Annotated in this window: 21 protein-coding genes and 1 pseudogene; 8 read left to right on the forward strand and 14 right to left on the reverse strand. The window is 68.5% G+C overall.

The genetic code is table 11. The features are described 5' to 3' along the window. Position 1 precedes the first annotated feature (1 nt). On the reverse strand, positions 2 to 301 hold the full coding sequence (locus NGK70_RS24410) for a CcdB family protein (protein WP_251971032.1): 300 nt from the start codon (positions 299 to 301) through the stop codon (positions 2 to 4). After that, complete coding sequence (locus NGK70_RS24415) at positions 301 to 543, reverse strand: type II toxin-antitoxin system CcdA family antitoxin (protein WP_251971033.1); 243 nt, start codon at positions 541 to 543, stop codon at positions 301 to 303. Before NGK70_RS24415 ends, NGK70_RS24410 begins: the two co-directional genes overlap by 1 nt. A gap of 143 nt (positions 544 to 686) precedes the next feature. On the opposite strand from NGK70_RS24415, the gene NGK70_RS24420 reads away from it, so the two are divergent. The 4 genes from NGK70_RS24420 to NGK70_RS24435 all read left to right on the forward strand — a co-directional run bounded on the left by NGK70_RS24420 (position 687) and on the right by NGK70_RS24435 (position 6,541). Next, the gene (locus NGK70_RS24420) at positions 687 to 3,185 is read left to right on the forward strand and encodes a toll/interleukin-1 receptor domain-containing protein (protein ID WP_251971034.1); all 2,499 of its coding nucleotides are present in this window, start codon (positions 687 to 689) and stop codon (positions 3,183 to 3,185) included. Positions 3,186 to 3,260: 75 nt separating this feature from the next. Further along, positions 3,261 to 4,346 (forward strand): IS630 family transposase, encoded by a 1,086-nt coding sequence (locus NGK70_RS24425; protein ID WP_428985603.1) that lies wholly within the window; start codon positions 3,261 to 3,263, stop codon positions 4,344 to 4,346. 116 nt (positions 4,347 to 4,462) lie between these two features. Further along, a complete protein-coding gene (locus NGK70_RS24430) occupies positions 4,463 to 4,822 on the forward strand; it encodes a hypothetical protein (RefSeq protein WP_251971035.1) in 360 nt (119 codons plus the stop codon). Positions 4,823 to 4,927: 105 nt separating this feature from the next. After that, positions 4,928 to 6,541 carry a peptide chain release factor 3 gene (locus NGK70_RS24435; protein ID WP_251971036.1) on the forward strand — a complete coding sequence of 538 codons (1,614 nt, stop codon included), beginning with the start codon at positions 4,928 to 4,930 and terminating at the stop codon, positions 6,539 to 6,541. A gap of 61 nt (positions 6,542 to 6,602) precedes the next feature. Here the strand turns inward: NGK70_RS24435 and NGK70_RS24440 are convergent, their stop codons facing one another. The 3 genes from NGK70_RS24440 to NGK70_RS24450 form a co-directional block, all read right to left on the reverse strand. Continuing rightward, positions 6,603 to 7,784 (reverse strand): carboxylate--amine ligase, encoded by a 1,182-nt coding sequence (locus NGK70_RS24440; protein ID WP_251971037.1) that lies wholly within the window; start codon positions 7,782 to 7,784, stop codon positions 6,603 to 6,605. Between the two features lie 89 nt (positions 7,785 to 7,873). Next, the gene (locus tag NGK70_RS24445; RefSeq protein WP_251971038.1) at positions 7,874 to 9,034 is read right to left on the reverse strand and encodes an L-lactate dehydrogenase; all 1,161 of its coding nucleotides are present in this window, start codon (positions 9,032 to 9,034) and stop codon (positions 7,874 to 7,876) included. Between the two features lie 197 nt (positions 9,035 to 9,231). Further along, complete coding sequence (locus NGK70_RS24450) at positions 9,232 to 10,278, reverse strand: cupin domain-containing protein (protein ID WP_251971039.1); 1,047 nt, start codon at positions 10,276 to 10,278, stop codon at positions 9,232 to 9,234. A gap of 329 nt (positions 10,279 to 10,607) precedes the next feature. Between NGK70_RS24450 and NGK70_RS24455 the strand changes: the two genes are divergently transcribed. Further along, positions 10,608 to 12,173: a S8 family serine peptidase gene (locus NGK70_RS24455; RefSeq protein ID WP_251971040.1), complete on the forward strand. Its 1,566-nt coding sequence runs from the start codon at positions 10,608 to 10,610 to the stop codon at positions 12,171 to 12,173. Between the two features lie 28 nt (positions 12,174 to 12,201). Here NGK70_RS24455 and NGK70_RS24460 read toward each other — a convergent pair. The 3 genes and pseudogenes from NGK70_RS24460 to NGK70_RS24470 form a co-directional block, all read right to left on the reverse strand. Beyond that, positions 12,202 to 12,471: pseudogene (locus NGK70_RS24460) on the reverse strand (5'-nucleotidase C-terminal domain-containing protein); the annotation flags it as partial. Positions 12,472 to 12,522: 51 nt separating this feature from the next. Further along, positions 12,523 to 13,071, reverse strand: coding sequence for a TlpA disulfide reductase family protein (locus tag NGK70_RS24465; RefSeq protein WP_251971041.1), 549 nt, complete (start codon positions 13,069 to 13,071; stop codon positions 12,523 to 12,525). Next, positions 13,068 to 13,946, reverse strand: a complete 879-nt coding sequence (locus NGK70_RS24470; protein ID WP_251973887.1) for an MBL fold metallo-hydrolase — start codon at positions 13,944 to 13,946, stop codon at positions 13,068 to 13,070. Before NGK70_RS24470 ends, NGK70_RS24465 begins: the two co-directional genes overlap by 4 nt. A 343-nt stretch (positions 13,947 to 14,289) precedes the next feature. On the opposite strand from NGK70_RS24470, the gene NGK70_RS24475 reads away from it, so the two are divergent. The 3 genes from NGK70_RS24475 to NGK70_RS24485 all read left to right on the forward strand — a co-directional run bounded on the left by NGK70_RS24475 (position 14,290) and on the right by NGK70_RS24485 (position 17,229). Continuing rightward, a complete protein-coding gene (locus NGK70_RS24475) occupies positions 14,290 to 14,658 on the forward strand; it encodes a c-type cytochrome (RefSeq protein ID WP_251971042.1) in 369 nt (122 codons plus the stop codon). A gap of 28 nt (positions 14,659 to 14,686) precedes the next feature. Further along, positions 14,687 to 15,964, forward strand: a complete 1,278-nt coding sequence (locus NGK70_RS24480; RefSeq protein ID WP_428985626.1) for an FCSD flavin-binding domain-containing protein — start codon at positions 14,687 to 14,689, stop codon at positions 15,962 to 15,964. 140 nt (positions 15,965 to 16,104) lie between these two features. Further along, positions 16,105 to 17,229: a YeeE/YedE family protein gene (locus NGK70_RS24485; protein WP_251971044.1), complete on the forward strand. Its 1,125-nt coding sequence runs from the start codon at positions 16,105 to 16,107 to the stop codon at positions 17,227 to 17,229. 41 nt (positions 17,230 to 17,270) lie between these two features. Here the strand turns inward: NGK70_RS24485 and NGK70_RS24490 are convergent, their stop codons facing one another. The 6 genes from NGK70_RS24490 to soxZ form a co-directional block, all read right to left on the reverse strand. Then, positions 17,271 to 17,690: a DsrE family protein gene (locus NGK70_RS24490; protein ID WP_251971045.1), complete on the reverse strand. Its 420-nt coding sequence runs from the start codon at positions 17,688 to 17,690 to the stop codon at positions 17,271 to 17,273. A gap of 82 nt (positions 17,691 to 17,772) precedes the next feature. Continuing rightward, positions 17,773 to 18,381 carry a Tll0287-like domain-containing protein gene (locus NGK70_RS24495; protein ID WP_251971046.1) on the reverse strand — a complete coding sequence of 203 codons (609 nt, stop codon included), beginning with the start codon at positions 18,379 to 18,381 and terminating at the stop codon, positions 17,773 to 17,775. A gap of 69 nt (positions 18,382 to 18,450) precedes the next feature. Continuing rightward, positions 18,451 to 20,184, reverse strand: a complete 1,734-nt coding sequence (gene soxB / locus NGK70_RS24500) for a thiosulfohydrolase SoxB (RefSeq protein WP_251971047.1) — start codon at positions 20,182 to 20,184, stop codon at positions 18,451 to 18,453. A 157-nt stretch (positions 20,185 to 20,341) separates the two neighbouring features. Further along, entirely contained in the window at positions 20,342 to 21,016 is a 675-nt protein-coding gene (gene soxX, locus NGK70_RS24505) for a sulfur oxidation c-type cytochrome SoxX (protein WP_251971048.1), read from the reverse strand. A gap of 26 nt (positions 21,017 to 21,042) precedes the next feature. After that, positions 21,043 to 21,825 carry a sulfur oxidation c-type cytochrome SoxA gene (gene soxA, locus NGK70_RS24510; protein ID WP_251973888.1) on the reverse strand — a complete coding sequence of 261 codons (783 nt, stop codon included), beginning with the start codon at positions 21,823 to 21,825 and terminating at the stop codon, positions 21,043 to 21,045. 91 nt (positions 21,826 to 21,916) lie between these two features. Beyond that, on the reverse strand, positions 21,917 to 22,228 hold the full coding sequence (gene soxZ, locus NGK70_RS24515) for a thiosulfate oxidation carrier complex protein SoxZ (protein WP_251971049.1): 312 nt from the start codon (positions 22,226 to 22,228) through the stop codon (positions 21,917 to 21,919). Positions 22,229 to 22,231: the final 3 nt, after the last annotated feature.

Below are 22,231 nucleotides of genomic sequence, written 5' to 3' on the forward strand. Positions count from 1 at the left end.
GTTACCAGCCCTGGTGCAGGAAGTCGATGGCATCCAAGATCGCGTTGCTTTCGTGATCCAGCGCTGCCAGCTGCTGCCGGAGTTCCGCGGCCGGAACGGCGGCCATGAACTGGGTCGCCATCACCACCGGCACACCGTTCACCTGAAAGCGTGGATTGAGCCGGTCCGCGGGCGTCGGCGCCTGGTCCAGCGGCAGCAGGGGTACGACCACGCGGGTATTGAGCCGACTGAGCAGGTTGGCCTGAACGTCGAGCAGGTATCCGCCTCCATCCACGCCGGCATACACGTCAAAGCGGGCCATCAGAAATTCCTGAACCGGGCCAGCGGCAACCCGTGCCGTTCAACGTAGGCGTTGGAGCTGTCGAGAGCCGCACTGTTCGCCCTGAGCCACTGGCCGGCCTCAGCCTCAGCCACCGCCTGCCGCAACCCCGCCTCGCTGGCCTGGGACACGTTGATCTTCAATGCTTTGGCCTGCGCCAGCAGTGCCGCATCCACAGTGATGTTGGTGGCCTTGCGGGTAGAAGATGCAGCCCGGATGGTCATGATCGATGGCGATGAGAATGTTGGACTCGATGTTGCCACCCACAGGCTTGACCTGCAATCGGGCGGCCGCGCCAAGTCGACACCGCGAGCGCCGCCGAGGCATGAACTTGCGCTGTAAAGTGCCCGTTCCGGGAGAGAACGTCATGGCACCAGCACCATCGGGCGACTTGTCGCGGCCGCCACGGCAGGCCTTTATCTCGCACGCCACCGCCGACGACGGCTACGTGGCGGAGCTGGAGTCCTTTCTGCGCGCGGCCGGGCTGGCGGAGGTGTTCAACGACGCCGCATCCATCCGGCCGGACGACGCCTTTTGGCCCGTGATTCAGCAGGGCATTGCGGACAGCGAGCTGTTCGTCTGCGTCATCTCTGCGGCCTCCAGCGCGTCGGACTGGGTGCGGCGCGAGGTCGAACATGCCCGCAGCCTGGGCGGGCGGGTCATCGGCCTGCGCATCGACCGCTCGCCCGTACCGCCCTATTTCGCCGGCCGCGATGTCATCAACTTCGTCGTCGGTCCAACGGCCGAGCGGCGAATTGACATCGACCGTCAGAACCGCTTCACCAAATACGCCCCCGAGCGCCTTCTCGGCCGGGATCCCGAGCTTGCACTCATCTCCGACGCCTGGAAAAAAGCACTTCGCGCCGAAGCGGGCCGGCCGCACATCCTGACCTTCGTCGCGCTGGGCGGTGAGGGCAAGACCTCGCTGGTGGCGAAGTGGGCGGTGGACGAGTTGAGTGCGAAGGGCTGGCCGGGCTGCGAGGCGGCGTTTGCCTGGTCTTTCTACAGCCAGGGCACGCGCGACCAGGTAGCGGCTTCGTCAGACGCCTTCCTGAAAGCCGCGTTGGACTTCTTTGCCGACGACGATGCCGACCGCGCCTTCGCCGCCGGCCCGGCCGGTGCTTATGAGAAAGGCCAGCGCCTGGCCCGCCTGGTCGGCAGCCGGCGCAGCCTGCTGATCCTCGACGGGCTGGAGCCGCTGCAATACGCCCCGACGGCGCCGACCGGCAGCCAGTTGAAGGACCAGGGCCTCGCCGCGCTGCTCAAGGGGCTGGCGCAGCAGAGCCAGGGGCTGTGTCTGGTGACCACGCGGTATTCGGTGCCGGACTTGAAGGCCTTCCGGCAGAGCACGGCGCCGGAGCATGAACTAAAGCGCCTGAGCCCCGAGGCCGGCACGCACCTGCTGACCACGCTGGGCGTCACGGGCTCTGCGCAGGAACTCCAGGCCGCGGTGGAAGAGGTCAAGGGCCACGCCCTCACCCTGCAGCTGCTCGGCAGCTGGCTGCGCGACGCGCACGCTGGCGACATCCGCCAGCGCCAGCTCGTCAAGCTGGAAGAGGCCGACGCCGAGGAACAGGGCGGCCATGCCTTCCGCGTCATGGCGGCCTACGAGGCGAGCTTTGAGCGTGAAGGCGACGCCGGCCGCCGCGCCCTGGCCCTGCTGCGCCTGCTCGGCCTGTTCGACCGGCCGGTCACGGCGGATTGCTTCGAGGCACTGCGGCAGCCGCCGGTCATCGCCGGCCTCACCGAGCCACTCTTTGCTGGTCGTTCGCAGGAGCACCAAGTAGTCGGATTCGGCGGATGGGTACGGCGACTTTTCGGGGCGAAGGAAAGGATCAAGTACGAGCGGGTAAGCCCTGCTGTCATCAATGTCGCGCTCCAGCGCCTCGAATCCGCCCGCCTGCTCACCGTCCACCGTGAAGCCGGCAGCGGCCACCTGCTCAGCCTCGACGCCCACCCGCTGCTACGCGAATACTTCGCCCGCCAGTTGCGCGAGCAGCAACCCGACGCCTGGCGGGCGGCGCATGGCCGGCTCTTCGAGCACCTGTGCGCCAGAACCAACGAAGGCGATCAGCCCACGCTCGAAGACCTGCAGCCGCTTTATCAAGCCGTGGCGCATGGCTGTCTGGCGGGATTGCAGCAGCGGGCTTGTGAAGAGGTTTACTACGCCCGTATCGCTCGGAAAGCCGAGGCTTACGCAGTCAAAAAGCTCGGCGCCTTCGGTTCGGATCTGGGCGCCGTGGCGTGTTTCTTCGACCAGCCCTGGCAGCGGGTGTCGCCCGCCTTGACGGAGGCTGACCAAGCTTGGCTGCTGAACCAGGCAGCCTTCCGCCTGCGCGCCTTGGGCCGGCTGACCGAAGCCCTTGAGCCGATGCGTGCGGGGCTCAATGCCTACGTTGCGCGAAGCGAATGGAAGTTTGCTGCCATCGCCGCCAGCAACCTGAGCGAACTGGAGATGACACTGGGCGAGGTGGCCGCAGCGGCGCAGGACGCCGAGCAGTCCGTGACCCACGCCGACCGCAGCGGCGATGCGATCCAGCGCATGGTCAACCGCGCGACCCACGCCGACGCCCTGCACCAGGCGGGCCGCCGGGCCGAGGCGCTGAAGGGGTTCCGCGAGGCCGAGCAGATGCAGCAGGAGCTTCAGCCAAGCTACCCGCTGCTCTACTCGCTGCGAGGCTTCCGGTACGCCGACCAGCTGCTCGCCGCCCCTGAGCGTGCGGCGTGGCAGGCGGCGGCTGCGGGCCAGCACGGGCCCGCGGAAGAAGCGGCGGGGCATCACGAGGTGCTGCAGGCGGTCGGGCAGCGCGCGGCGCAAACCCTAACGCGGGGCCAGGATGAACGCTGGTACTCCCTGCTAGTGTAGTGTTTGATTGTTGAAGCAACTTAATTGAACAACACGACTCCAATGGTCTACTACGGACAGAGTTGGAGCCAGGAAGTGCGAGTTGCCCCTGCGATCGAGTTGAGTCAAGAGGAGGAGGCTGAGTTGATCCGGCTGGCGCATTCGAAGGCGACCAGCGTTCGACTGGCCGAGCGTGCGCGCATTGTTTTGCTGGCCGCGCAAGGCCTGCAGAACCTGCAGATCGCCCAGGAGCTGGGCATCGACCGGATCACGGCGGGTCGCTGGCGCCAGCGCTACATCAAGTCCGGACTGGCGGGCATCGAGCGGGACCTGCCGCGCGGGGCACCGCCGGTCAAGGTGGACGTGGCCAAGCTGGTGGAGCTGACCACGCAAAGCCAGCCCGAGGCCGCCACGCACTGGAGCACGCGCAAGATGGCTGCGGTGCTGCAGGTCAGCCCCAGCACGGTGATGCGTCACTGGCAGGCCAATGGGCTCAAGCCGCACCTGGTGCGTGGCTTCAAGGTCTCGCGCGACCCGAAGTTCGTCGAGAAGCTCGAAGACATCGTGGGGCTGTACATGTCCCCGCCCGAGCACGCCCTGGTGCTGTGCTGCGACGAGAAGAGCCAGGTGCAGGCACTGGACCGCACGCAGCCGGGCCTGCCGATGAAGAAGGGTCGTGCGCAGACGATGACGCACGACTACAAGCGCCACGGCACGACCACGCTGTTCGCTGCGCTCAACGTGCTTGACGGCACGGTCATTGGCCAGTGCCAGCAGCGGCACACGCACGCCGAGTGGTTGAAGTTCCTGCGCCAGATCGACCGCGAGACGCCCAAGGGCAAGACCCTGCACCTGATTGCCGACAACTATGCCACCCACAAGCACGCGGCGGTGCAGGCGTGGCTGGCCAAGCACCCCAGGTTCCACATGCACTTCACGCCGACCTCGGCGTCTTGGCTGAACATGGTGGAGCGCTTCTTCCGCGACATCACCACCGAACGCCTGCGGCGCGGCGTGTTTACCAGCGTGGGCGAGCTGGAGGCGGCGATCAAGGCGTACGTCGCGCATCACAACACCAGTCCCAAGCCGTTCATCTGGACCAAGAGCGCTCGCGACATCTTGCAGAAGGTCATTCGCGCCAACTCCCGGTTAAGTGGGAAACAGAATGGAACACTGCACTAGACATTGCCCTCGACCACCTCACCCTGGCCCGCACCGCACTCTTCACCGCCCTGCTGACTCCGGCCGAACCCGACGCCACCGAACTCGCCCAGGCCCGCCGCGAAGCGGACGCCGCCGTGGCGGGCCTGCGCCGCGCTGGCACACAAGACCACCTCCCCCGCGGCCTCCTCACCCGCGCTTGGCTGCGCGCCATCACCGGCCCGCTCACCGGCCCCGACAGCGCCCAGGCCGATCTCGACGAAGCCTGGGACATCGCCGAGCGCGGCCCGATGCGGCTGTTCATGGCCGACATTCACCTCTACCGCGCCCGGCTGTTCTTCCGCGAGGCGAACTACCCCTGGGAATCGCCCGAAGCCGACCTGGCCGCCGCGCGCGCGCTGATCGAGCGCTGCGGCTACGGCCGGCGGCGGGAGGAGCTGGCGGATGCCGAGGCGGCGCTGGCGCAGTGGCGGCAGGGCGGGTCGGCGCCGCACTGACCCCTCGTCAGCCCCACACTGACCCTGCCCAGCGCTGCGGCCGGCGGCCACCGGCGACAATCATGGGTTGGCGTCTCCATCGACGCCCCGAACACGCCCTGCACCATGTCCGACCTCGCCACCGACATCCGCCGCCGCCGCACCTTTGCGATCATTTCGCACCCCGATGCGGGCAAGACCACGCTGACCGAGAAGCTGCTGCTGTTCTCCGGCGCGATCCAGATCGCCGGCTCGGTGAAGGCGCGCAAGGCCTCGCGCCACGCCACCTCCGACTGGATGGAGATCGAGAAGCAGCGCGGCATCTCGGTGGCCTCCTCGGTGATGCAGATGGAATACGGCGACTGCGTCATCAACCTGCTCGACACCCCCGGCCACCAGGACTTCTCGGAAGACACCTACCGCGTGCTGACTGCGGTGGACGCGGCACTGATGGTGATCGACGCGGCCAACGGCGTGGAGCCGCAGACGCGGCGGCTGCTGCAGGTCTGCCGCGCACGCAACACGCCCATCATCACCTTCGTCAACAAGATGGACCGGGAGGTGAAGGAGCCCCTGGCGCTGATGGACGAGATCGAGCAGGAGCTGGGCATGACCGTCGTGCCCTTCACCTGGCCGGTGGGCATGGCGAAGTTCTTCCACGGCGTGATGGACCTGCGCCGTGACCAGATGCGCCTGTTCGAGCCCGGCGAGGACCGCGCCGGTGGCGACGAGGAAACCCTGCACGGCCTGCAGGATGCGGCACACGCCGAACGCTTCGGCGGCCCCTACGAACAGGCGCTGGGCGAGATGGAGCTGGTGCGCGACGCCGCGCCGGCCTTCGACCACGCCGAGTTCCTGGCCGGCCGGCAGACGCCGATGTTCTTCGGCTCGGCGATCAACAACTTCGGCGTGCGCGAGGTGCTGGACGCGCTGTGCGAACTCGCCCCGCCGCCGGGCGCGCGCGCCGCGCTGGAACGCACCGTGGAGCCGGCCGAGCCGAAGTTCAGCGGCGTGGTCTTCAAGGTGCAGGCCAACATGGACCCGGCGCACCGCGACCGCATCGCCTTCGTGCGCGTGAGCTCGGGCCGCTTCACCCGCGGGATGCGGCTGAAGGTGGTGCGCAACGGCAAGGAGATGCGCCCGCAAACCGTGGTGAGCTTCCTCTCCCAGCGCCGCGAGCTGGTGGACGACGCGGTGGCCGGCGACATCATCGGCATCCCGAACCACGGCGTGCTGCAGCTGGGCGACACGCTGACCGAGGGCGAGGGCCTGCACTTCACCGGCCTGCCCTTCTTCGCGCCGGAGAGCTTCCGCACCGTCGAGATCAAGGACCCGCTGCGCAGCAAGCAGCTGCGCCAGGGCCTGCAGCAGCTGGGCGAAGAGGGCGCGATCCAGGTCTTCACCCCGGTGGCGGGCGGCTCGATGATGCTGGGCGCCATCGGCCAGCTGCAGTTCGAAGTGGTGCTGCACCGCCTGAAGGGCGAGTACGGCGTGGAGGCCCGGCTGGACCCCTGCCGGTTTTCGCTGGCGCGCTGGATCACCAGCGCCGACGAGGCCAAGCTGAAGAAGTTCATCGACAGCGAGCCGCTGCGCATCGCCTACGACGTGGTCGGCGCCCCGGCCTTCCTCTGCCAGTACAGCTCCGACCTGCGCGTGACGCAGGAGCGCGTGCCCGACATCCAGTTCCACGCGATGCGCGAGCACAGCGGCCGGGTGTTTGGGAGCGGGCCGAACGGCTGATTCACCCGGCGGCGCTGCGGGACGGCGCGCCCCGCGCCGTCAGCTCACCGGCTCCGACCTGTCACCGCGCCCGCCCCAGCACGGCCCGGGCATGGCGCCACAGCAGGCTGAGGCCGGGCACGGGGTCGCGCCAATCGAGCGACTGGTGCACCAGCCCCCAGCGAAAGAGTGAGCGCAGGTAGGCCGCCGCGGTCAGTTCACCGGCGGCGTGGTACTGGCGGAAGGCCTTCAGGTCGCGGGTGGAGTCCACGAAGCGCAGGCCCACCCGGCGCGCCGGCAGCGGCCCCGCTTCGAGCCCGACCTGGTCGCAGTACGCCAGCCAGGGCAGGTTGACGCCGGCGCGGGTGGTGAAGAAGCCCCACTGGCTGACGCGCGGGTTGATCTCGAGCAGGGTGTAGCGGCCCGTGACGGCGTGGCGCTTGTAGTTCACGTTGGCCAGGCCGGTGAAACCGATGCGCTGGAGCATGTCCACGGTGCTGCGCTCCAGCTCCGGCAGATCCAGGGCCTCGACGTAACAGCCGCTGCCGGCATGCGCCGGGTAGATGCGCCGCTTGCAGCCGGCAAAAGTGGCCTGCGCCCTGCCCTGGCGGTCCACGTAGGCATGCACGTCGATGTGCTGGTCGTCGGCGCCGGGCACGTACTCCTGCACCAGCACACCCAGGTCGCGCTCGCCCAGGGTGGCACCGAAGGCCAGCAGCGCCGACGGGTCGTCCAGCAACTGGGCCTTCTTGCCGCTGAAGGCCTGCGCCAGCGCGCTGTGCCAGTGGTACGGGAAGGCCGGCTTGGCGATCACCGGGAAGTGCGCCTCCTGCGCGGCCTGCCGCAGCGCTGCCTGGTCCGCCGGGGCCCAGGTGCGTGGCACCGGCAGGCCGTGCTGCTCGGCCAGCGCCTGGAAGGCGGCCTTGTCCATCAGCTGCAGCATGAGGGCCGGCTCGCCCACCACGGGAGCCAGACGGGCATCCAGCGACGGCGCCAGCCGCACCAGGGTATCCAGGTCGGGATCGACGGTGGGGAACACCGGCAGCGGCCCGCCATGCCGCTCCGCCAGCGCCTCCAGGGCCGAGCGCAATGCCGGCGGGTGGCCACCCAGCTGCGGCGCCACCACATGCTCCACACAGTGGCGTGACAGCGCCGCCGCGGCCTGAGCCGTCTCGCTGAGCACGATGACCGGCACGCCACGCTCGCCCAGCGCGCGCACCACCCCAAGCGCCGGCTCGCAATGCCCCTCGCAGGACAGCACCACCGCCGGTGGCAGGCGACCTGCCCGCTTCGCAACCGGCGACCGGCCGGCCGCAGCGGCGTGTTCGGTCCCTTGGGGGGAGCTGGCAGGCCTCAGCACAGCGCGGTCCGGTCGAGCCCGCGCACGTCGGTGCAGCCGGCCAAGGCCATCGTGGTGGCCAGCTCCCGCTCCAGCATGTCGATCACCGCGGCCACGCCCTTCTCGCCGCCACCGGCCAGCCCCCAGGCCCAGGCGCGCCCCAGGACGCAGGCATGGGCCCCCAGGGCCAGCGCCTTGAAGACATCGACGCCGGTGCGGATGCCGCCATCGAAGAGCACTGGCACGCGCTGACCCACCGCGTCGACCACCCCCGGCAGCGCCGCGATGCTGGAGCAGGTGCCGTCGAGCTGGCGGCCGCCGTGGTTGGACACCAGCACGGCATCGGCTCCGGCATCCACCGCCAGGCGGGCGTCGTCGGGGTCGAGGATGCCCTTGATCACCAGCGGGCCGGACCAGCGCTCGCGCACCCAGGCCAGCAGGTCCCAGTCCAGGCAGGGCTCGTAGTTGTGCTCCACCCAGGCGTCAAAGCCCTCCAGCGTGCGCGCCTCGGCAATCCCCTCGGCGAAGTTGCCGAAGGCGTGCGGGCGCCCGCGCAGCATGACCTCCCAGAGCCAGCCCGGCCGCTTCGCCGCACTGGCCCCCAGCACCAGCCGGCGCCGCAACCCCCACAGGCCCATGCCGCTGCGCACGTTGCGGTAGCGCCGCGACGGCACCGGCAGGTCGACCGTGAACACCAGCGCCGGGCAGCCCAGGCGCGCCGCCCGCGCCAGCAGGGTCTCCATGTAGGCGCGGTCCTTGATCATGTAGAGCTGGAACCATGGGGCCACGCCCGCGGCCTGCGTCACTTCCTCCAGGCCGCAGATCGACACGCTGGACAGGCACAGCGGCACGCCGGCGCGTTCGGCCGCCCGGGCCGCCTGGGTCTCGCCACGGCGCGCGAACATGCCGGCGAAGCCGACCGGACCGAGCACCAGCGGAACCGCGAGCTCCCGGCCAAACAGCGTGGTCGCGGTCGACACGCGCGAGACGTCGCGCATCACGCGCTGGCGCAGGTTCCAGCGCCGGAAATCGGCGATGTTGGCCGCCAGCGTATCTTCGCTGATCGCCCCCGCGTCGATGTACTCGAACAGCCAGTGGGGCACGCGCCGCCTCGCCAACTCGCGGTAATCCGCCACCGTCACCGCCTGCACCATGTCCAATACCCCGCTTGTCACGCCGGGTCTGCCGGCGGCCGGGTTCGCAGAGCGGGGACAGGGAGCGCCCCGCACCGAACCTCGGGGCGCAGTTGTCGCACAGGTCGGCAGGGCGGGAAATGACCGGGATGCGTGCAAATGGCGCGGGTTTGATCGCTCTCAAATCTGCGCCACCTGCATCCCGCCGGAACGCGCAAAGCGCCCGGCAACGAGGGCGGTCAGCCCAGCACTTCGTAGATCCCCAGCTTGCGATGCAGCGGAGCGTCATCGACCATGAACAGGCAGGCCGGCTGGCTGGCCGAGGCGTTGCTCAGGGTGATCTCGGCGTGCGTGGGCGCGGCCAGGGTGTCCTTCTCGCCAAAGGACAGCGCCTTGCCGTCGATCAATGCCATGCCACCGCCTTCGACCACGTGGAAGCAGGCCGAGGCCGAGCGCCTGGGCAGGCGCAGCTCCTCGCCCGGGCGCAGCATCAGGGCCGAGAAGCCCAGCGTCGGCAGGCACTCCTGGCCGGTTTCCGGGTTCACGTAGGCGAGGTGCACGGCCTCGCCCTTCGGGGTGACACGGGCCAGCTCGGCCAGCGTGGCGCGCACGGCCGTCCAGGGGAAGCGCAGCAGCGGGTAGTCCTGGCGCTGACGCTGCAGCGAGCCGTAGGGCACCACGCCACCCTGGCGGAAGCGCACGGTGCCGGAGTTGAGCGGGTCGGTGATGGTCTGCAGCGGCGCCTCGGTGCAGTAGGAGGCCTCGATGCCGTAGACCAGCGGCAGGTCCAGCGCGTCGAGCCAGATCACCGGGCCGTCGCCATCGTGGCCGTGCTGGTGCCACAGGCCGGGTGGGGTGAGGATGAGGTCGCCGCGCTCCATCGGCAGCCGCTCGCCGCGCACCACGGTGTAGCCGCCGTGGCCCTCGACCACGAAGCGCACCGCCGAGGGCGTGTGCTTGTGGTTGGGCGCCGTCTCGCCCGGCAGGATCAGCTGCAGGCCGATGTAGATCGTCGGCGTGGCGCGCAGCGTGTCCAGGCCCAGGCCGGGGTTGCAGAGCACGAGCACGCGGCGCTCGGCCTTCTCGATCGGCGTGAGCTCGCCGGCGCGCATCAGCTCGGGGCGCACGTCCGCGTAGCGCCAGAGCGTGGGCTGGGTGTTGCGGCTCGGGATGCCGTAGGGCAGCGCGGCTCGCAGCGACGGCCACAGCGGCATCAGGTTGCGGCTGACCAGCCCGTTGTAGTAGTCGGGCGGCAGGTCGGCGACGGTGCCGAGGGCGTGGCTCATGGGTTGTCTCCTGGTGCGCTGGATGGCAGAGCTCAAGTCACAGACATACGAACCTGATGACCAGCCACGGATGTCCGCTCTGTTGCCGTCAATTGATCAGTATACGAACGATCAACAGCGACCAACACCCCTGCGTCGGCCCTGGCCACCTGGTCCCTCCTGCTCCTCGGTGGTCGGACGGAACGCCGGCCGTGGTGCCGATTCCGTCTGATTCCTGCGGTTTGCCATGACACGCAGAGCGCGATTCTGCCGCTACGCTCGAATCTGCGAGATTTCGCTGCAGCGGAATTTCCAGTGCCTGCCATTCCACTCGTTCGAGGACCACATCCATGAGTGACTGTCACCCCTCCCGCGCCGCACTGCGCCCGCTGGTCGCAGCCCTTGCCCTGATTGCCACCGCGGGCACCGCTTTGGCTGCCAGCGACAGCACACGGGTCATCGTGGCCTACCAGCCCGGTGCGTCGGCCCTCGTGAAGGCCAGCGTCGCGTCGGCGCGCGGCCAGGTGAGGCTGGAGATCGACGGCATGGACGCGATGGCGGTGGAACTGCCTGCAGCCGCGGTGAACGGCCTGTCGCGCAACCCGAACGTGGTGTACGTCGAGGAGGACGTCAAGCGCTACCTGTACGCGGCGACCTCCCCGTCCACCGGCACTCCCTATGCGCTCGGCCAGCTGGTTCCCTATGGCATCGGCCTGGTGCAGGCCAACCTGCTCAGCGACGCCCAGGCCAGCACCCGCAAGATCTGCATCATCGATTCCGGCTACGACCGCAGTCACGAGGATCTGAGCGCGGCGAGCAACGTCACCGGCGAATACGACTCAGGCACCGGTTGGTGGTACACCGACGAGAACCACCATGGCACCCACGTGGCTGGGACGATTGCGGCGCTGAACAATGCGGGCACCGGAGTGGTCGGCGTGCTGCCCAACCAGCAGATCAAGCTGCACATCGTGAAGGTGTTCGGTGCTGACGCCTGGGCCTACTCGTCCACGCTCGCCGCAGCGGCGAACAAGTGCCAGGCGGCCGGGGCCAACATCATCAGCATGTCCCTGGGCGGCAGCATGTCCAGCCGCACCGAGCAGACGGCATTCGACAGGCTCTACGCGGCGGGGATCCTGCCGGTGGCCGCAGCTGGCAACGACGGCAACACCCGGGTGTCCTACCCCGCCGGCTACGCCAGCGTGGTGTCGGTGGCCGCCCTCGATGAAAGCAGGGCCTGGGCAACGTTCTCCCAGTACAACAAGGACGTCGAGATCGCTGCGCCCGGCGTCAACGTGCTGTCCACGGTGCCGATGGGTGCCGGCAGCGCCTCTGCGCTGACCGTGGGGTCGATCGTGTACAGCCCTGGCGGCATGGACGGCTCGCCGAAAAAGACTGCCTCGGCGCCGCTGGCCGATTTCGGCCTGGGAGGCAGTGCAGTGGCCGGCTCGATGACGGGCAGGATCTGCCTGATCCAGCGCGGCACCTACGACTTCGCCACGAAGGTCACCAACTGCCAGGCGTCGGGCGGAGTCGGCGCGGTGGTCTACAACAACGTCGCCGGCGGCTTCGGCGGGACCCTGGGCACCACCGTGACCACGATCCCCTCGGTCACGGCATCCGACACCGAGGGAGCCAGCCTGAAAGGGCAGCTGGGGCAGTCCGCCACCGTGGCGGTGACGCCCACGAACTATGCCTTCTTCGACGGCACCTCGATGGCGACCCCGCACGTCTCGGCCGTCGCAGCGCTGGTGTGGAGCCGCAACCCGGGCTGCACGGCATTGCAGCTGCGCAACTCGCTGAACCTGAGCGCCCTCGACCTCGGGGCAGCCGGCCGCGACACGAAGTTCGGCCATGGCCTGATCCAGGCCAAGGCGGCCGACGACCGCATCAAGGCCCGCGGTTGCGGCCTTTGAGCATCGCCATGCCGGCCCCGCTCAGGGGGCCGGCTTCCACGGCACGGCCCCTCAGGCGCAGGTCGCTGATGCGGCTGCCCATCTTCTCGCCCGGCGTCATCGTGTAGGTGAAGCCGCCGACACGCACCATGTCGCCGCCCTGCTGGTAGTAGGGGTCGGGGTTGAAGAGGTTGTCGGCCACGTCCTCCAGCACCGTCTTGATGGTCTCGCCGCTCATCTCGGTGAGGGTCGCGTAGGGGTAGGTGATGGCCAGCTGGTCCATCATCAGCTCGCGCGTGATGACCTCGCCCGGCAGCAGGCGGTAGCGGAAGTCCACATCCCGGCCTGCCCGGCCCATGCGGCGCAGCCCTCAGGTGTGCGCCCACTTGGCGAGGCCGAGCACATCCTCCTCGAACATCTCGCCGGGTATCACCTCGCGCAGCCGCCCGCTGCGGTCGACCACGCAGGTCAGCGGGATGACCTTGCGCGGCGTCAGCGCCTCGCGCAGCAACCCCGCGTCCAGCGTGACCGGGAAGGTGTATTGCTGGCGCTGCAGGTAGGCCTGCACGGGCGCTGCCGTCCGGTCCAGCGCGGCGCCAACCACGCGCAGCGGCTGGCCGCGGGTGGCCTGCACGAGCTTCTCGACGTGCTGGTTGTGGCGCTGGCAGAAGGGGCAGGTGGTGGCAAAGAAGACCACGAGCGTGGCAGCGTCACGCCAATGGTCGGGAGCCAGCGTCTGGCCGTCCAGCAGGGTCACGCTCGGCCAGCGCACGGGCTCCCCCAGTGCGGCCGCAGCGGCATGGGCGGCACCCCCTACCAGGCCACCCCAGCCCGCGAAGGCCGTTCCCAGGCCCAGCGCAGCGCCCCGGCCCAGCAGGCGGCGTCGATCGGTGTCAGGCGCAGCGTGGACCTTGCTCACTTCGACTCGCTCTCCATCTGCAGGTAGATGTTGTAGGCGTTCATGCGGTTGGCCGCCTGGAACAGGGGAATGCCGGCAAAGCGGGACCAGTCGGTGCGCGCATAGGCCTCGTCGAAGGGTTCCAGGTTGCGCGCCGCCTCACCCATGGTCTGGCGCAGATAGGCCAGGTAGTCGCGCGTGGCGCGCAGGTCGGCCTCGGGCGAGCGGGACACCGGCCCATGCCCGGGCAGCATCATGCGCGGGCGCAGGGCGATCATGCGATCCAGTGCAGCCACCCAGCTGCGGCTGTCCGCATTGCCGACGAAGGGCACGCGGCCGCGAAACACCAGGTCACCGGCGAACAGCACGCCGGTGGACGGCTGCCAGACCACCAGATCTTCCAGGGTGTGTGACGGGCCGACATGGCGCAGCAGGAACTCGCTGCGGCCGATGCGCAGGGGGACATCCGCCTCGCTGCCGTGCTCGCCCACGTAGCGGTCCGGCTCAATCACCCGGGTGTGCTCGTCGACCCACGGAAAGAGCTCCTCGCGGCTGATGGCCAGGCGCTGGCGCGCCGTCTCGGAGCCGATGTACTCCCGCGCACTGGCGTGGGCGATGATCTGCGCCCCCTCCTGCTTGAACACCTGCAGGCCGTAGATGTGGTCAGCGTGATAGTGCGTGACCACCACGTAGCGGATCGGCAACGGCGTGACCTTGCGGATCTCCTGCAGCAGTCGCTGCGCCAGCGGCGGGGAGCCCAACGCATCGATCACCAGCACGCCGCCGTCTGCCACCACGAAGGCGGCATTGGAGATGAAGTTCTGGTTGGCCGCCGAGCCCATCGCGCTCTGGCCCTGGACGAAGTAGGCGCCGTCGCCCACCGCCTCGACACGCATGTCCACGGTGGCGGACTCAGGCGTCGCGCTGGCGTCCGCCCGGGTAGCTCCAACGGGTGACACGGGTTGCGACTGAGCCAACGCCGGCGCTGCGAACGCCATACTCGCCGCGACGAGCACTGTAGTCGTCGAACGGTGTATGCGCGCAACGCGCTGCCTTCTTCGTATCAAGGCTGCTTTATTCATAGGGATAATACTAAATTCGTATGCAATGATATTCAAGACACTATACGCCGTTCGGCGCCGGGCAACCACATCGATGCCGATGGCCCGGCGATCTGTGCCCGCATGAGCGCGCTTCGCCCTTTCCTGAACAACACGGATGCCACACGAGGAGATCTGCATGGTCCGCCCCCCCGCTTTCAACGCTGCTGCCACGTCCGGCATGCGCTCGCCGCTGCGGTGGCTGGCCACCGTGCTCGCCGCCGTGCTCGTCGCCACCCCAGCGCTGGCGAAGGATCCGCAGCGCCTGCGCACCCGTGCGCTGGCCTCGGCCTGTGCCCAGTGCCACGGCACCGAGGGCCAGGCGGTACAGGGCGAGGCGCTGGTGCGCCTGGCCGGGCTTCCGCAGGACTACATCATCAGCCAGCTGCTGGCATTCCGCACCGGCGCCCGGCCCGCGACGATCATGCACCAGATCACCCGCGGCTACTCGCAGGAGCAGCTGGAGGAACTATCGAAGTTCTTCGCCGCGCAGAAGCCTGCCCCGTGACCCGATTCGCCTGAGGACAAACAACATGATGCAACGCAGACTCATCCTGCAGGGCCTGATCTCCGGTGGTGCACTCGGCCTGGCCGGCTGCGCCTCGCTGGGCGGCACCTCCGCTGGCAAAGCCAAGGTGCTCGTCGTCGGAGGAGGCTACGGCGGCGCCACGGTGTCGAAGTACATCCGCCTGCTGTCGGACCACAGCATCGACGTGATGATGGTGGAGCCCAACACCTCCTTCGTGTCCTGCCCGGTGTCCAACCTGGTGATCGGCGGCCAGAAGACCATGGCCGACATCACCAACCCCTACACCGGCCTGAGCAGCAGGCACGGCGTGCGGGTGGTGCATGACAGCGTCACCGCTGTGGACACCGCCAAGAAGACCGCCACGCTGGCCGGCGGCAGCACCGTCAGCTACGACAAGCTGGTGCTCGCCCCCGGCATCGACTTCATGTGGGACCAGATCCAGGGCCTGCGCGAAGCGCACACGGCCGGGCAGATCCTGCACGCCTGGAAAGCCGGTCCGGAGACGATGGCCCTGCGCCGCCAGCTCGAAGCCATGCGCGACGGCGGCACCTATGCCATCGTGATCCCCGAAGCGCCGTACCGCTGCCCGCCCGGGCCGTACGAGCGCGCCAGCGTCATCGCCGCCTACTTCAAGAAGGCCAAGCCGAAGTCCAAGGTGCTGATCCTCGACGGCAACCCGGACGTCACCTCCAAGGGGCCGCTGTTCAAGAAGGCCTGGCAGGACCTGTACGGTGGCATGGTCGAGTACCGCCCGCAGCACAAGGCCGTGGCGGTCAACGCGAAGACCAACACCGTCGAGTTCGAGGTGCAGGGTGACGTGAAGGCCGACGTGCTGAACGTGCTGCCGGTGATGCGCGCCGGTGCGCTGGCGGTGCAGACCGGGCTGGCCAACGCCAACAACCGCTGGTGCCATGTCAACTTCCTGAACTTCGAATCCACCGCCGCCAAGGACGTGCACGTCATCGGCGATGCCATCCAGGTCGCCCAGGGCATGCCGAAGTCCGGCCACATGGCGAACTCGCATGCCAAGGTGACGGCAGCGGCGATCGTGGCCGAACTGCAGGGCATCGAAATCAACCCGCACCCGATGGTGACCAACGTCTGCATGAGCTACGTGGACGACGCGCACGTGATCCATGTGGCCAGCGTGCACGAGTTCGTGCCGACACAGAAGACCTTCCGCACCATCGGCGGCTCCGGCGGCGTGTCGGACGTGCGCTCGGACCTGGAAGGCCGCTACGCCGAAGCCTGGGCCAAGAACATCTGGGCTGACACGTTGATGTGACCGGAGCCCCGGGCCGGGGCCTGATGCAGATCAAGCCTGGCAGCTCGGGCCCGGCAGATCATTGAAACATCAGCAATGATGGATGGAGCTGCGCCACGCTGGCGTGCATCCATCCTCCTCACCCAGCCGGGCCGCCCGCCATGTTCATTGACACCGTGATCGCCCGCTTGGGCGAGATGTGGACCATCACCCTGGTCGGCGGTGTCATCGGCGTGTTGTTCGGCTTCTTCGCGCACCGCTCGCGCTTCTGTCTGCGCTCTGCGGTCATCGAGTTTTCCCGCGGCACCAAGGAAGGCAAGCTGACCGTCTGGCTGTTCACCTTCTCCACCGCGGTGCTGCTGACCCAGGTCTTCATCCTGGCGGGCTGGATGAATGTGGCCGAGTCGCGCCAGCTCTCGGCGCGCGGCAGCGTGTCCGGCGCAGCGATCGGCGGGGCGATGTTCGGTGCCGGCATGATCCTGGCGCGTGGCTGCTCCAGCCGGCTGCTGGTGCTGGCCGCGCAAGGCAACCTGCGCGCCCTGCTGTCCGGGCTGGTGTTTGCAGTGACGGCGCAGTCGGCGCTCAGTGGCCTGCTTTCGCCGTTGCGCACCAGTATCGCCGGCTGGTGGACGGTGGAAGCCAGCTCGCGTGACCTGCTGGCATTGACCCACCTCGGCCACCCAGGCGGCGTGCTCTTCGGCGCCATCTGGCTGGTGGCCGCGCTGCTCTGGGCCCGTCGCCAGCGGGTGCGCTTCTGGGGCTGGTTCGGTGCCGTCGGGGTGGGCGTCATGGTGGCCTGCGCCTGGCTGATGACCTACCGGGTATCGCGCGCGGTGTTCGACCTGATCGTGCCGATCCAGAGCCTGTCCTTCACCGGGCCGGCCGCCGACACGCTGATGCTGGTGCTCTCGCCGCCCGGCCAGCCCCTGAAGTTCGACTTGGGCCTGGTGCCGGGCGTGGCGATCGGTTCCTTCCTGTCAGCCCTGATCTGGCGGGAGCTGAAGCTCGAAGGTTTCCAGGGCGGGCAGGCGATGCGGCGCTACATCATCGGCGCGCTGCTGATGGGCTTCGGCGGCATGCTCGCCGGCGGCTGCGCCGTCGGTGCGGGCATTTCCGGCGCCGCGGTGTTCACGCTGACCTCCTGGGTCACGCTGTCCACCATCTGGGGGGCGGCAATGATCACCGACCGGTTGATCGACCTGCCGGCCGAGCGGGCGCACCCGCCCGCACCCGCCCTGGCAGCAGGGCCGGATCCCGAAGTCAGTGCCAGCTACGCGCGGCCGTAAACCGGACTGCAGCGCTCGCAGGACGCCGCAGGCAGCCGACCTCAGGGGCGGATGTAGGCCCAGCCCTGCATTTGCAGCTTCGTCAGCCGCACCACACCGGAGGGGGTGAAGGTGGCCTCGCCGATGAACTGCTCCTTCTTCAAGCTGCGGTTCTTCAGGGTGATCTCACAGACCTCGAACTTCACGCCGCGCGCCGCCAGTTCCTGCACAGCGACCTCGTAGGGGTTGCCGTTGCGGTCCTTGGCGTCGAGCATCAGAAAATCCACGCCCTGGGCATGGGTGACCACGCTGATCTGGGCGGTCGGATCGGTGTCCAGGTGGTTCTTCACGTTGCGCAGGCCGGCGAGGGCCTGTGTCGCCGCATCAGCGACGTGATACACCACCTTGTCCTGGGCGAAGGCGGCCATGCTGCTCACCAGGAGCAGCGCGGCAAGGCAGAGAGGGCGGATCATCCGGTTCATCATCGTTGTCTCCTTGGTGTGGAAGTCAGCTTGACCATCACGATCATCTTGCCCGCGATCCCATCCCCCTGCCGCGGCAGGTTCAGGGCGCCGGCTTGCGGATCGTCATCGCGCCGCGGATCTGGCCGACCGAGTAGCCCACGCCCTGGTCGGCCGGATACAGCGCGTTGAGCTTGGCGGCCACCGTCGGCTTGAGCGACTCGCGCGGGCCGTGGCAGTTGACGCACAGCTCCTGCACCGGCAGCGCGCGCATGTAGCGGTAGGTGGGCCGGCCGTCCAGCGTCACCTGCTCGGCGCGCTCCAGCGTCATCGGGCTCTCGCCCGCAGCGGCGCGCCGGTCGAAGTCGGCCAGCGTGGCGGCCTCCCAGGCATCCGGCACCGCCTTGGGGTTGCGCTGCTTGAGGCTGACGCGGCGCACCTGCCAGCCGGTCTGCTCCGAAGCCGCCTTCGCCATCTGCGGCGCCTTCTCATTGCAGGCGGTGATGGCCTGCTCGAAGCCGCCTTGGTCGATCTCGGCCTTCAGCACGGCCAGCAGCTTGGGCGGGATCGAGGTGGCCACACCGCGCGCCTCGGCCACCCAGGGCTCGTCGGCGGCGCGGACCGGCGTGCCCAGCAGGGCGGCCGTCAGTGCGGCGGCAAGGGGCAGTAGGCCAGGCGTGTGGCGGGAGATCGGGAGCGGAGCGGTCCTCATGCTGTTTCCTTGGGAGTTGATTTCAGATCGCCGCGTCGGCGCGGTGCCAGCCCTCGCCGACGCGGCATGTCAATCGGCCATGCCCGGGTTGCCGGCCACGCCGACCAACTTCGGCGTGTTGACGGTGCGCGGCTTGACCCGCCCACCCTGGGCCTTCAGCCAGGTCTCGACCACGTCCCACACCGGCTTGTTGCCGGCCTTGGCGGCTTCCTCGGCCACCGGCGCCCAGCCGGCCACCTTGTAGGTCTTGCCGGCTTCCACGGCACGGCCCCTCAGGCGCAGGTCGCTGATGCGGCTGCCCATCTTCTCGCCCGGCGTCATCGTGTAGGTGAAGCCGCCGACACGCACCATGTCGCCGCCCTGCTGGTAGTAGGGGTCGGGGTTGAAGAGGTTGTCGGCCACGTCCTCCAGCACCGTCTTGATGGTCTCGCCGCTCATCTCGGTGAGGGTCGCGTAGGGGTAGGTGATGGCCAGCTGGTCCATCATCAGCTCGCGCGTGATGACCTCGCCCGGCAGCAAGCTGGTGCCCCAGCGGAAGCCGGGCGAGAAGGCCGCATCCGCGCCCTGCACCTCCATCAGCGCGTCGCAGATCAGCTGGTCCCAGCTGCCGTTGAAGTTGCCACGGCGGTAGAGCAGGCCGTCGGTGACCGCCAGCTTCTCGTTGAGCTTGGCCTCGTAGGGCTTGCGGATCTTCGTGATCAGCGCCTCCATCTCGGCGTCGGGCCTGATCTGGTTGGCGAAGATCGGCAGCAGGCGGTAGCGGAAGTCCACCACCTTGCCGCCCTTGACGTCGAAGTCCATCACGCCGAGGAACTTGCTGTTGCTGCCGGCGTTGGTGACCAGGGTCTTGCCGCCCGGGTTGGTGACAGGGATTGCCACCGGCACGCCGTCGTGGGTGTGGCCGCCGAAGATGGCGTCGATGCCGCGCACCCGGCTGGCCATCTTCAGGTCCACGTCCATGCCGTTGTGGCTGATGACGACGACCACCTGCGCGCCCTTGCCGCGGGCCTCGTCGACCATCTTCTGCATGTTGTCGTCCTGGATGCCGAAGCCCCAGTCGGCCACCATGTAGCGCGGGTTCGCGATCGGCGTGTACGGGAAGGCCTGGCCGATGATGGCGCAGGGCACACCGTTGATGGGGCGGATCACGTAGGGTGCAAAGACCGGGTCACCGAAGTCGTTGGTCTTGACGTTCTGGGCAACGAAATCCACCTTGCCCTTGAAATCCTTCTCGACGATCTCCTTGACCCGCTCCATGCCGTAGGTGAACTCCCAGTGGCCGGTCATCACGTCCACCGTCAGCAACTTGCAGGCATCCACCATGTCCTGGGCGTTGGTCCACAGCGAGGTGGCGCTGCCCTGCCAGGTATCGCCGCCGTCCAGCAGCAGCGCACCCGGACGGCTGGCCTTGAGCTGCTTGACCAGCGTGGCCAGGTGGGCGAAGCCACCGACCTTGCCGTAGCGGCGCGCGGCCTGCTCGAAATCGAGATAGGTGAAGGCATGCGCCAGGTCGGTGCCGGGCTTCACCCCGGCGAGCTTCAGCAGGTGATCGCCCACCAGATGCGGCAGGTGGCCCTGCATGCCGCCGATGCCGAGGTTCACGCTGGGTTCGCGGAAGTGGATCGGCTTGAGCTGCGCGTGGCAGTCCGTCATGTGCAGGAAGCTGACGTTGCCGAAGCTCGGCAGGTCATACAACCCCTTCTGCGCCGTGGCGGCATCGGCATCGGCCCAGCGGCCCAGGCCCATGCCGGCCACGGAGGCGGCGCCCAGTACCTGCAGGAATTCGCGCTTGGAGAGATTCATGTATCAGCAGTCAATGATGTATTGAAGCGGAAAAAGCCCGTGCACGGCACGGGCCCGGGTTCTGGCGCGGATCAAGTCACAAGGAAACGCCGGGCCGCCGCAGGTTTCCTTGACCCCCTTGGGGGGCGGACGACGCCTGTCGTCGGCCTGGGGGCGCTCACTGATTCACCGCCGACTTCGGGTCGAGCAGCAGCGCCATCAGGTGCTGCATCTGCTTTTCGTCGAGCAGGCCCTTGTGGCCGAAGCGCGGCATGTTCGAGCAGGCGTTATAGGCCCAGGCGTTGTAGAGCTTGCCCCAGGTGTACTCCACCATCGGCCTGGCCGCCGGGCTGGCCGGATCGGTCACGCCGCGCAGCTTGCCGTAGTTGTACAGGCTCGGGCCGATGGTGCCGAAGGAGATCTCCGCCTGGGTCAGCTGGTGGCAGTTGTAGCAGTTGCCCCCGTTGGCGCTCGAAGCGGCACTCTTGTCGGTCCAGGTCATGCCCCGGCCACTTTGGGCAAGCTTTTCGCCTTCCTTCCAGTCGCCCAGGTACTTGCCATCGGAAGGCGCCTTCACGGTCGCCAGCGACTCGGCCTCGATGCGCTTGACGGCGGCTTCGTTCGGCGCCGCGCCGGTGGAGCAGGCGGCCTGGCCGGCATCCTGCTGCAGGCGATCCACCTTGGCGATGCCCTCGTCGCGGAAGGAGGCCTGCATCATCGCCTTGAACGAGGCATCCAGCGCCTTCGGCCCCGCGGGATCGGTCGCGGTGGCACAGCCCGCCACCAGGGCTGCCGCGCCCAGGCCGGCCAGCACGATCAGGCCCGTCTTCTTGGCGTTGACATTGACATTCATTCGCGGTCTCCGTGGGTGATGGGCGATCAACGCTTGATGGCCGGGGCGATCGAGACCGCACCCTTGGCATTCACACCCATGTAGACCCCGAGTGCGATCGTGACATCCGAGGCATAGCCCGGATACGGGAAGCGCTGCTGCCGGTAGCAGTCATTCAGGCGGCGCTGCATGCTCCACATCTCGCCGCTGGAGACGCGGTAGGCCGGCCAGGCCGCAAAGCCGATGCCGTCACCCGGGTTGCTGCGCAGGTCGGGCAGGTCCTGCAGGCGGATGCGCTTGTCCTTTTCGCCGTGGCAGGTCGAGCAGGCGAAGTCCATCGGCCCGCCGCGGAAGAAGAAGGCGCGCTGGCCCAGCTGGTACATGCGCTGCTCCTCGGCGTGACCCTGCGGCAGGGCCATCTTCAGGCCCCGCGACTCGGCCGAGATCCAGGCGGCCAGGGCCTCCATCGTCACCTGCTCGCCCTTGCCGAAGGGCGTCCTGGCGATCTCCGCGGCGTTCAGTCCCTGCAGCGTCTCCATGCAGGTGAGCAGGCGCGACTCCAGGTCCTGCACCCGCTTCGTGTCGGCAAACCAGCGTGGCAATTCGACCCAGGCGCCCTTGACCACGCCCGGCCCCTTGCCCAGGTCGCACTGCTCGAGCGAAGCATTCTTCGGCCCGCGCTTCTTCTTCCAGAGGTCTTCCCCCTTGGCTTCGAACAGCTCGGCCGGGTTGCCGTCTTCCAGCATCTTGCGGTATTCCGCGATGCCGTCGGACGCCGACTTGGTCTGCGCGATGGCAACGGGGCCCATGCCAGCAGCAGCGGCACACATCAGGGCCAGGGCAATGCGCTTCAAGGTGTCTCCTTGGTGATCGGTCGGGTCGGGCGGTTCGGGCCGAAAGGGCCTGTGGTGATGAGCCGGCTCAGGACACCGTGGCTTCGTCGGTGCGCTTGTCGCCCTTGTTGTCCACCCAGCTCACGCTCACCTTGTCGCCGGCCTTGGCGCCCTTGACGTTGAACTGCAGGAAGGGGTTCTTGGACACCGAGGGACCCCACTGGGCGGTCATCACGACCTTGCCATTGTGGGCGGCGCTCACCTCCTGGATGAACCAGGCGGGGATCACCTTGCCGGACGCGTCCTTGCGCTGCCCGGTTTCCATTTCGTGACTCATCAGCACGCGCACGGTGGCCTTGTCGCCAGCGGCCTGGGCGCGAATGCGCATCGGATCTGCCATTTG

Origin of the sequence: Sphaerotilus microaerophilus, from assembly GCF_023734135.1 — a bacterium.
GTDB classification, from domain to species: Bacteria; Pseudomonadota; Gammaproteobacteria; order Burkholderiales; family Burkholderiaceae_C; genus Sphaerotilus; species Sphaerotilus microaerophilus.

What these genes read in the sequence shown, in the direction of transcription:
- NGK70_RS24410 (WP_251971032.1), bottom strand. Translation starts at nt 301, where the DNA reads ATGGCCCGCTTTGACGTGTATGCCGGCGTGGATGGAGGCGGATACCTG.
- NGK70_RS24415 (WP_251971033.1), bottom strand. Translation starts at nt 543, where the DNA reads ATGACCATCCGGGCTGCATCTTCTACCCGCAAGGCCACCAACATCACT.
- NGK70_RS24420 (WP_251971034.1), top strand. Translation starts at nt 687, where the DNA reads ATGGCACCAGCACCATCGGGCGACTTGTCGCGGCCGCCACGGCAGGCC.
- NGK70_RS24435 (WP_251971036.1), top strand. Translation starts at nt 4,928, where the DNA reads ATGTCCGACCTCGCCACCGACATCCGCCGCCGCCGCACCTTTGCGATC.
- NGK70_RS24450 (WP_251971039.1), bottom strand. Translation starts at nt 10,278, where the DNA reads ATGAGCCACGCCCTCGGCACCGTCGCCGACCTGCCGCCCGACTACTAC.
- NGK70_RS24455 (WP_251971040.1), top strand. Translation starts at nt 10,608, where the DNA reads ATGAGTGACTGTCACCCCTCCCGCGCCGCACTGCGCCCGCTGGTCGCA.
- NGK70_RS24470 (WP_251973887.1), bottom strand. Translation starts at nt 13,946, where the DNA reads ATGCGTGTCGAGGCGGTGGGCGACGGCGCCTACTTCGTCCAGGGCCAG.
- NGK70_RS24475 (WP_251971042.1), top strand. Translation starts at nt 14,290, where the DNA reads ATGGTCCGCCCCCCCGCTTTCAACGCTGCTGCCACGTCCGGCATGCGC.
- NGK70_RS24480 (WP_428985626.1), top strand. Translation starts at nt 14,687, where the DNA reads ATGCAACGCAGACTCATCCTGCAGGGCCTGATCTCCGGTGGTGCACTC.
- NGK70_RS24485 (WP_251971044.1), top strand. Translation starts at nt 16,105, where the DNA reads ATGTTCATTGACACCGTGATCGCCCGCTTGGGCGAGATGTGGACCATC.
- NGK70_RS24490 (WP_251971045.1), bottom strand. Translation starts at nt 17,690, where the DNA reads ATGAACCGGATGATCCGCCCTCTCTGCCTTGCCGCGCTGCTCCTGGTG.
- NGK70_RS24495 (WP_251971046.1), bottom strand. Translation starts at nt 18,381, where the DNA reads ATGAGGACCGCTCCGCTCCCGATCTCCCGCCACACGCCTGGCCTACTG.
- soxB (WP_251971047.1), bottom strand. Translation starts at nt 20,184, where the DNA reads ATGAATCTCTCCAAGCGCGAATTCCTGCAGGTACTGGGCGCCGCCTCC.
- soxX (WP_251971048.1), bottom strand. Translation starts at nt 21,016, where the DNA reads ATGAATGTCAATGTCAACGCCAAGAAGACGGGCCTGATCGTGCTGGCC.
- soxA (WP_251973888.1), bottom strand. Translation starts at nt 21,825, where the DNA reads ATGTGTGCCGCTGCTGCTGGCATGGGCCCCGTTGCCATCGCGCAGACC.
- soxZ (WP_251971049.1), bottom strand. Translation starts at nt 22,228, where the DNA reads ATGGCAGATCCGATGCGCATTCGCGCCCAGGCCGCTGGCGACAAGGCC.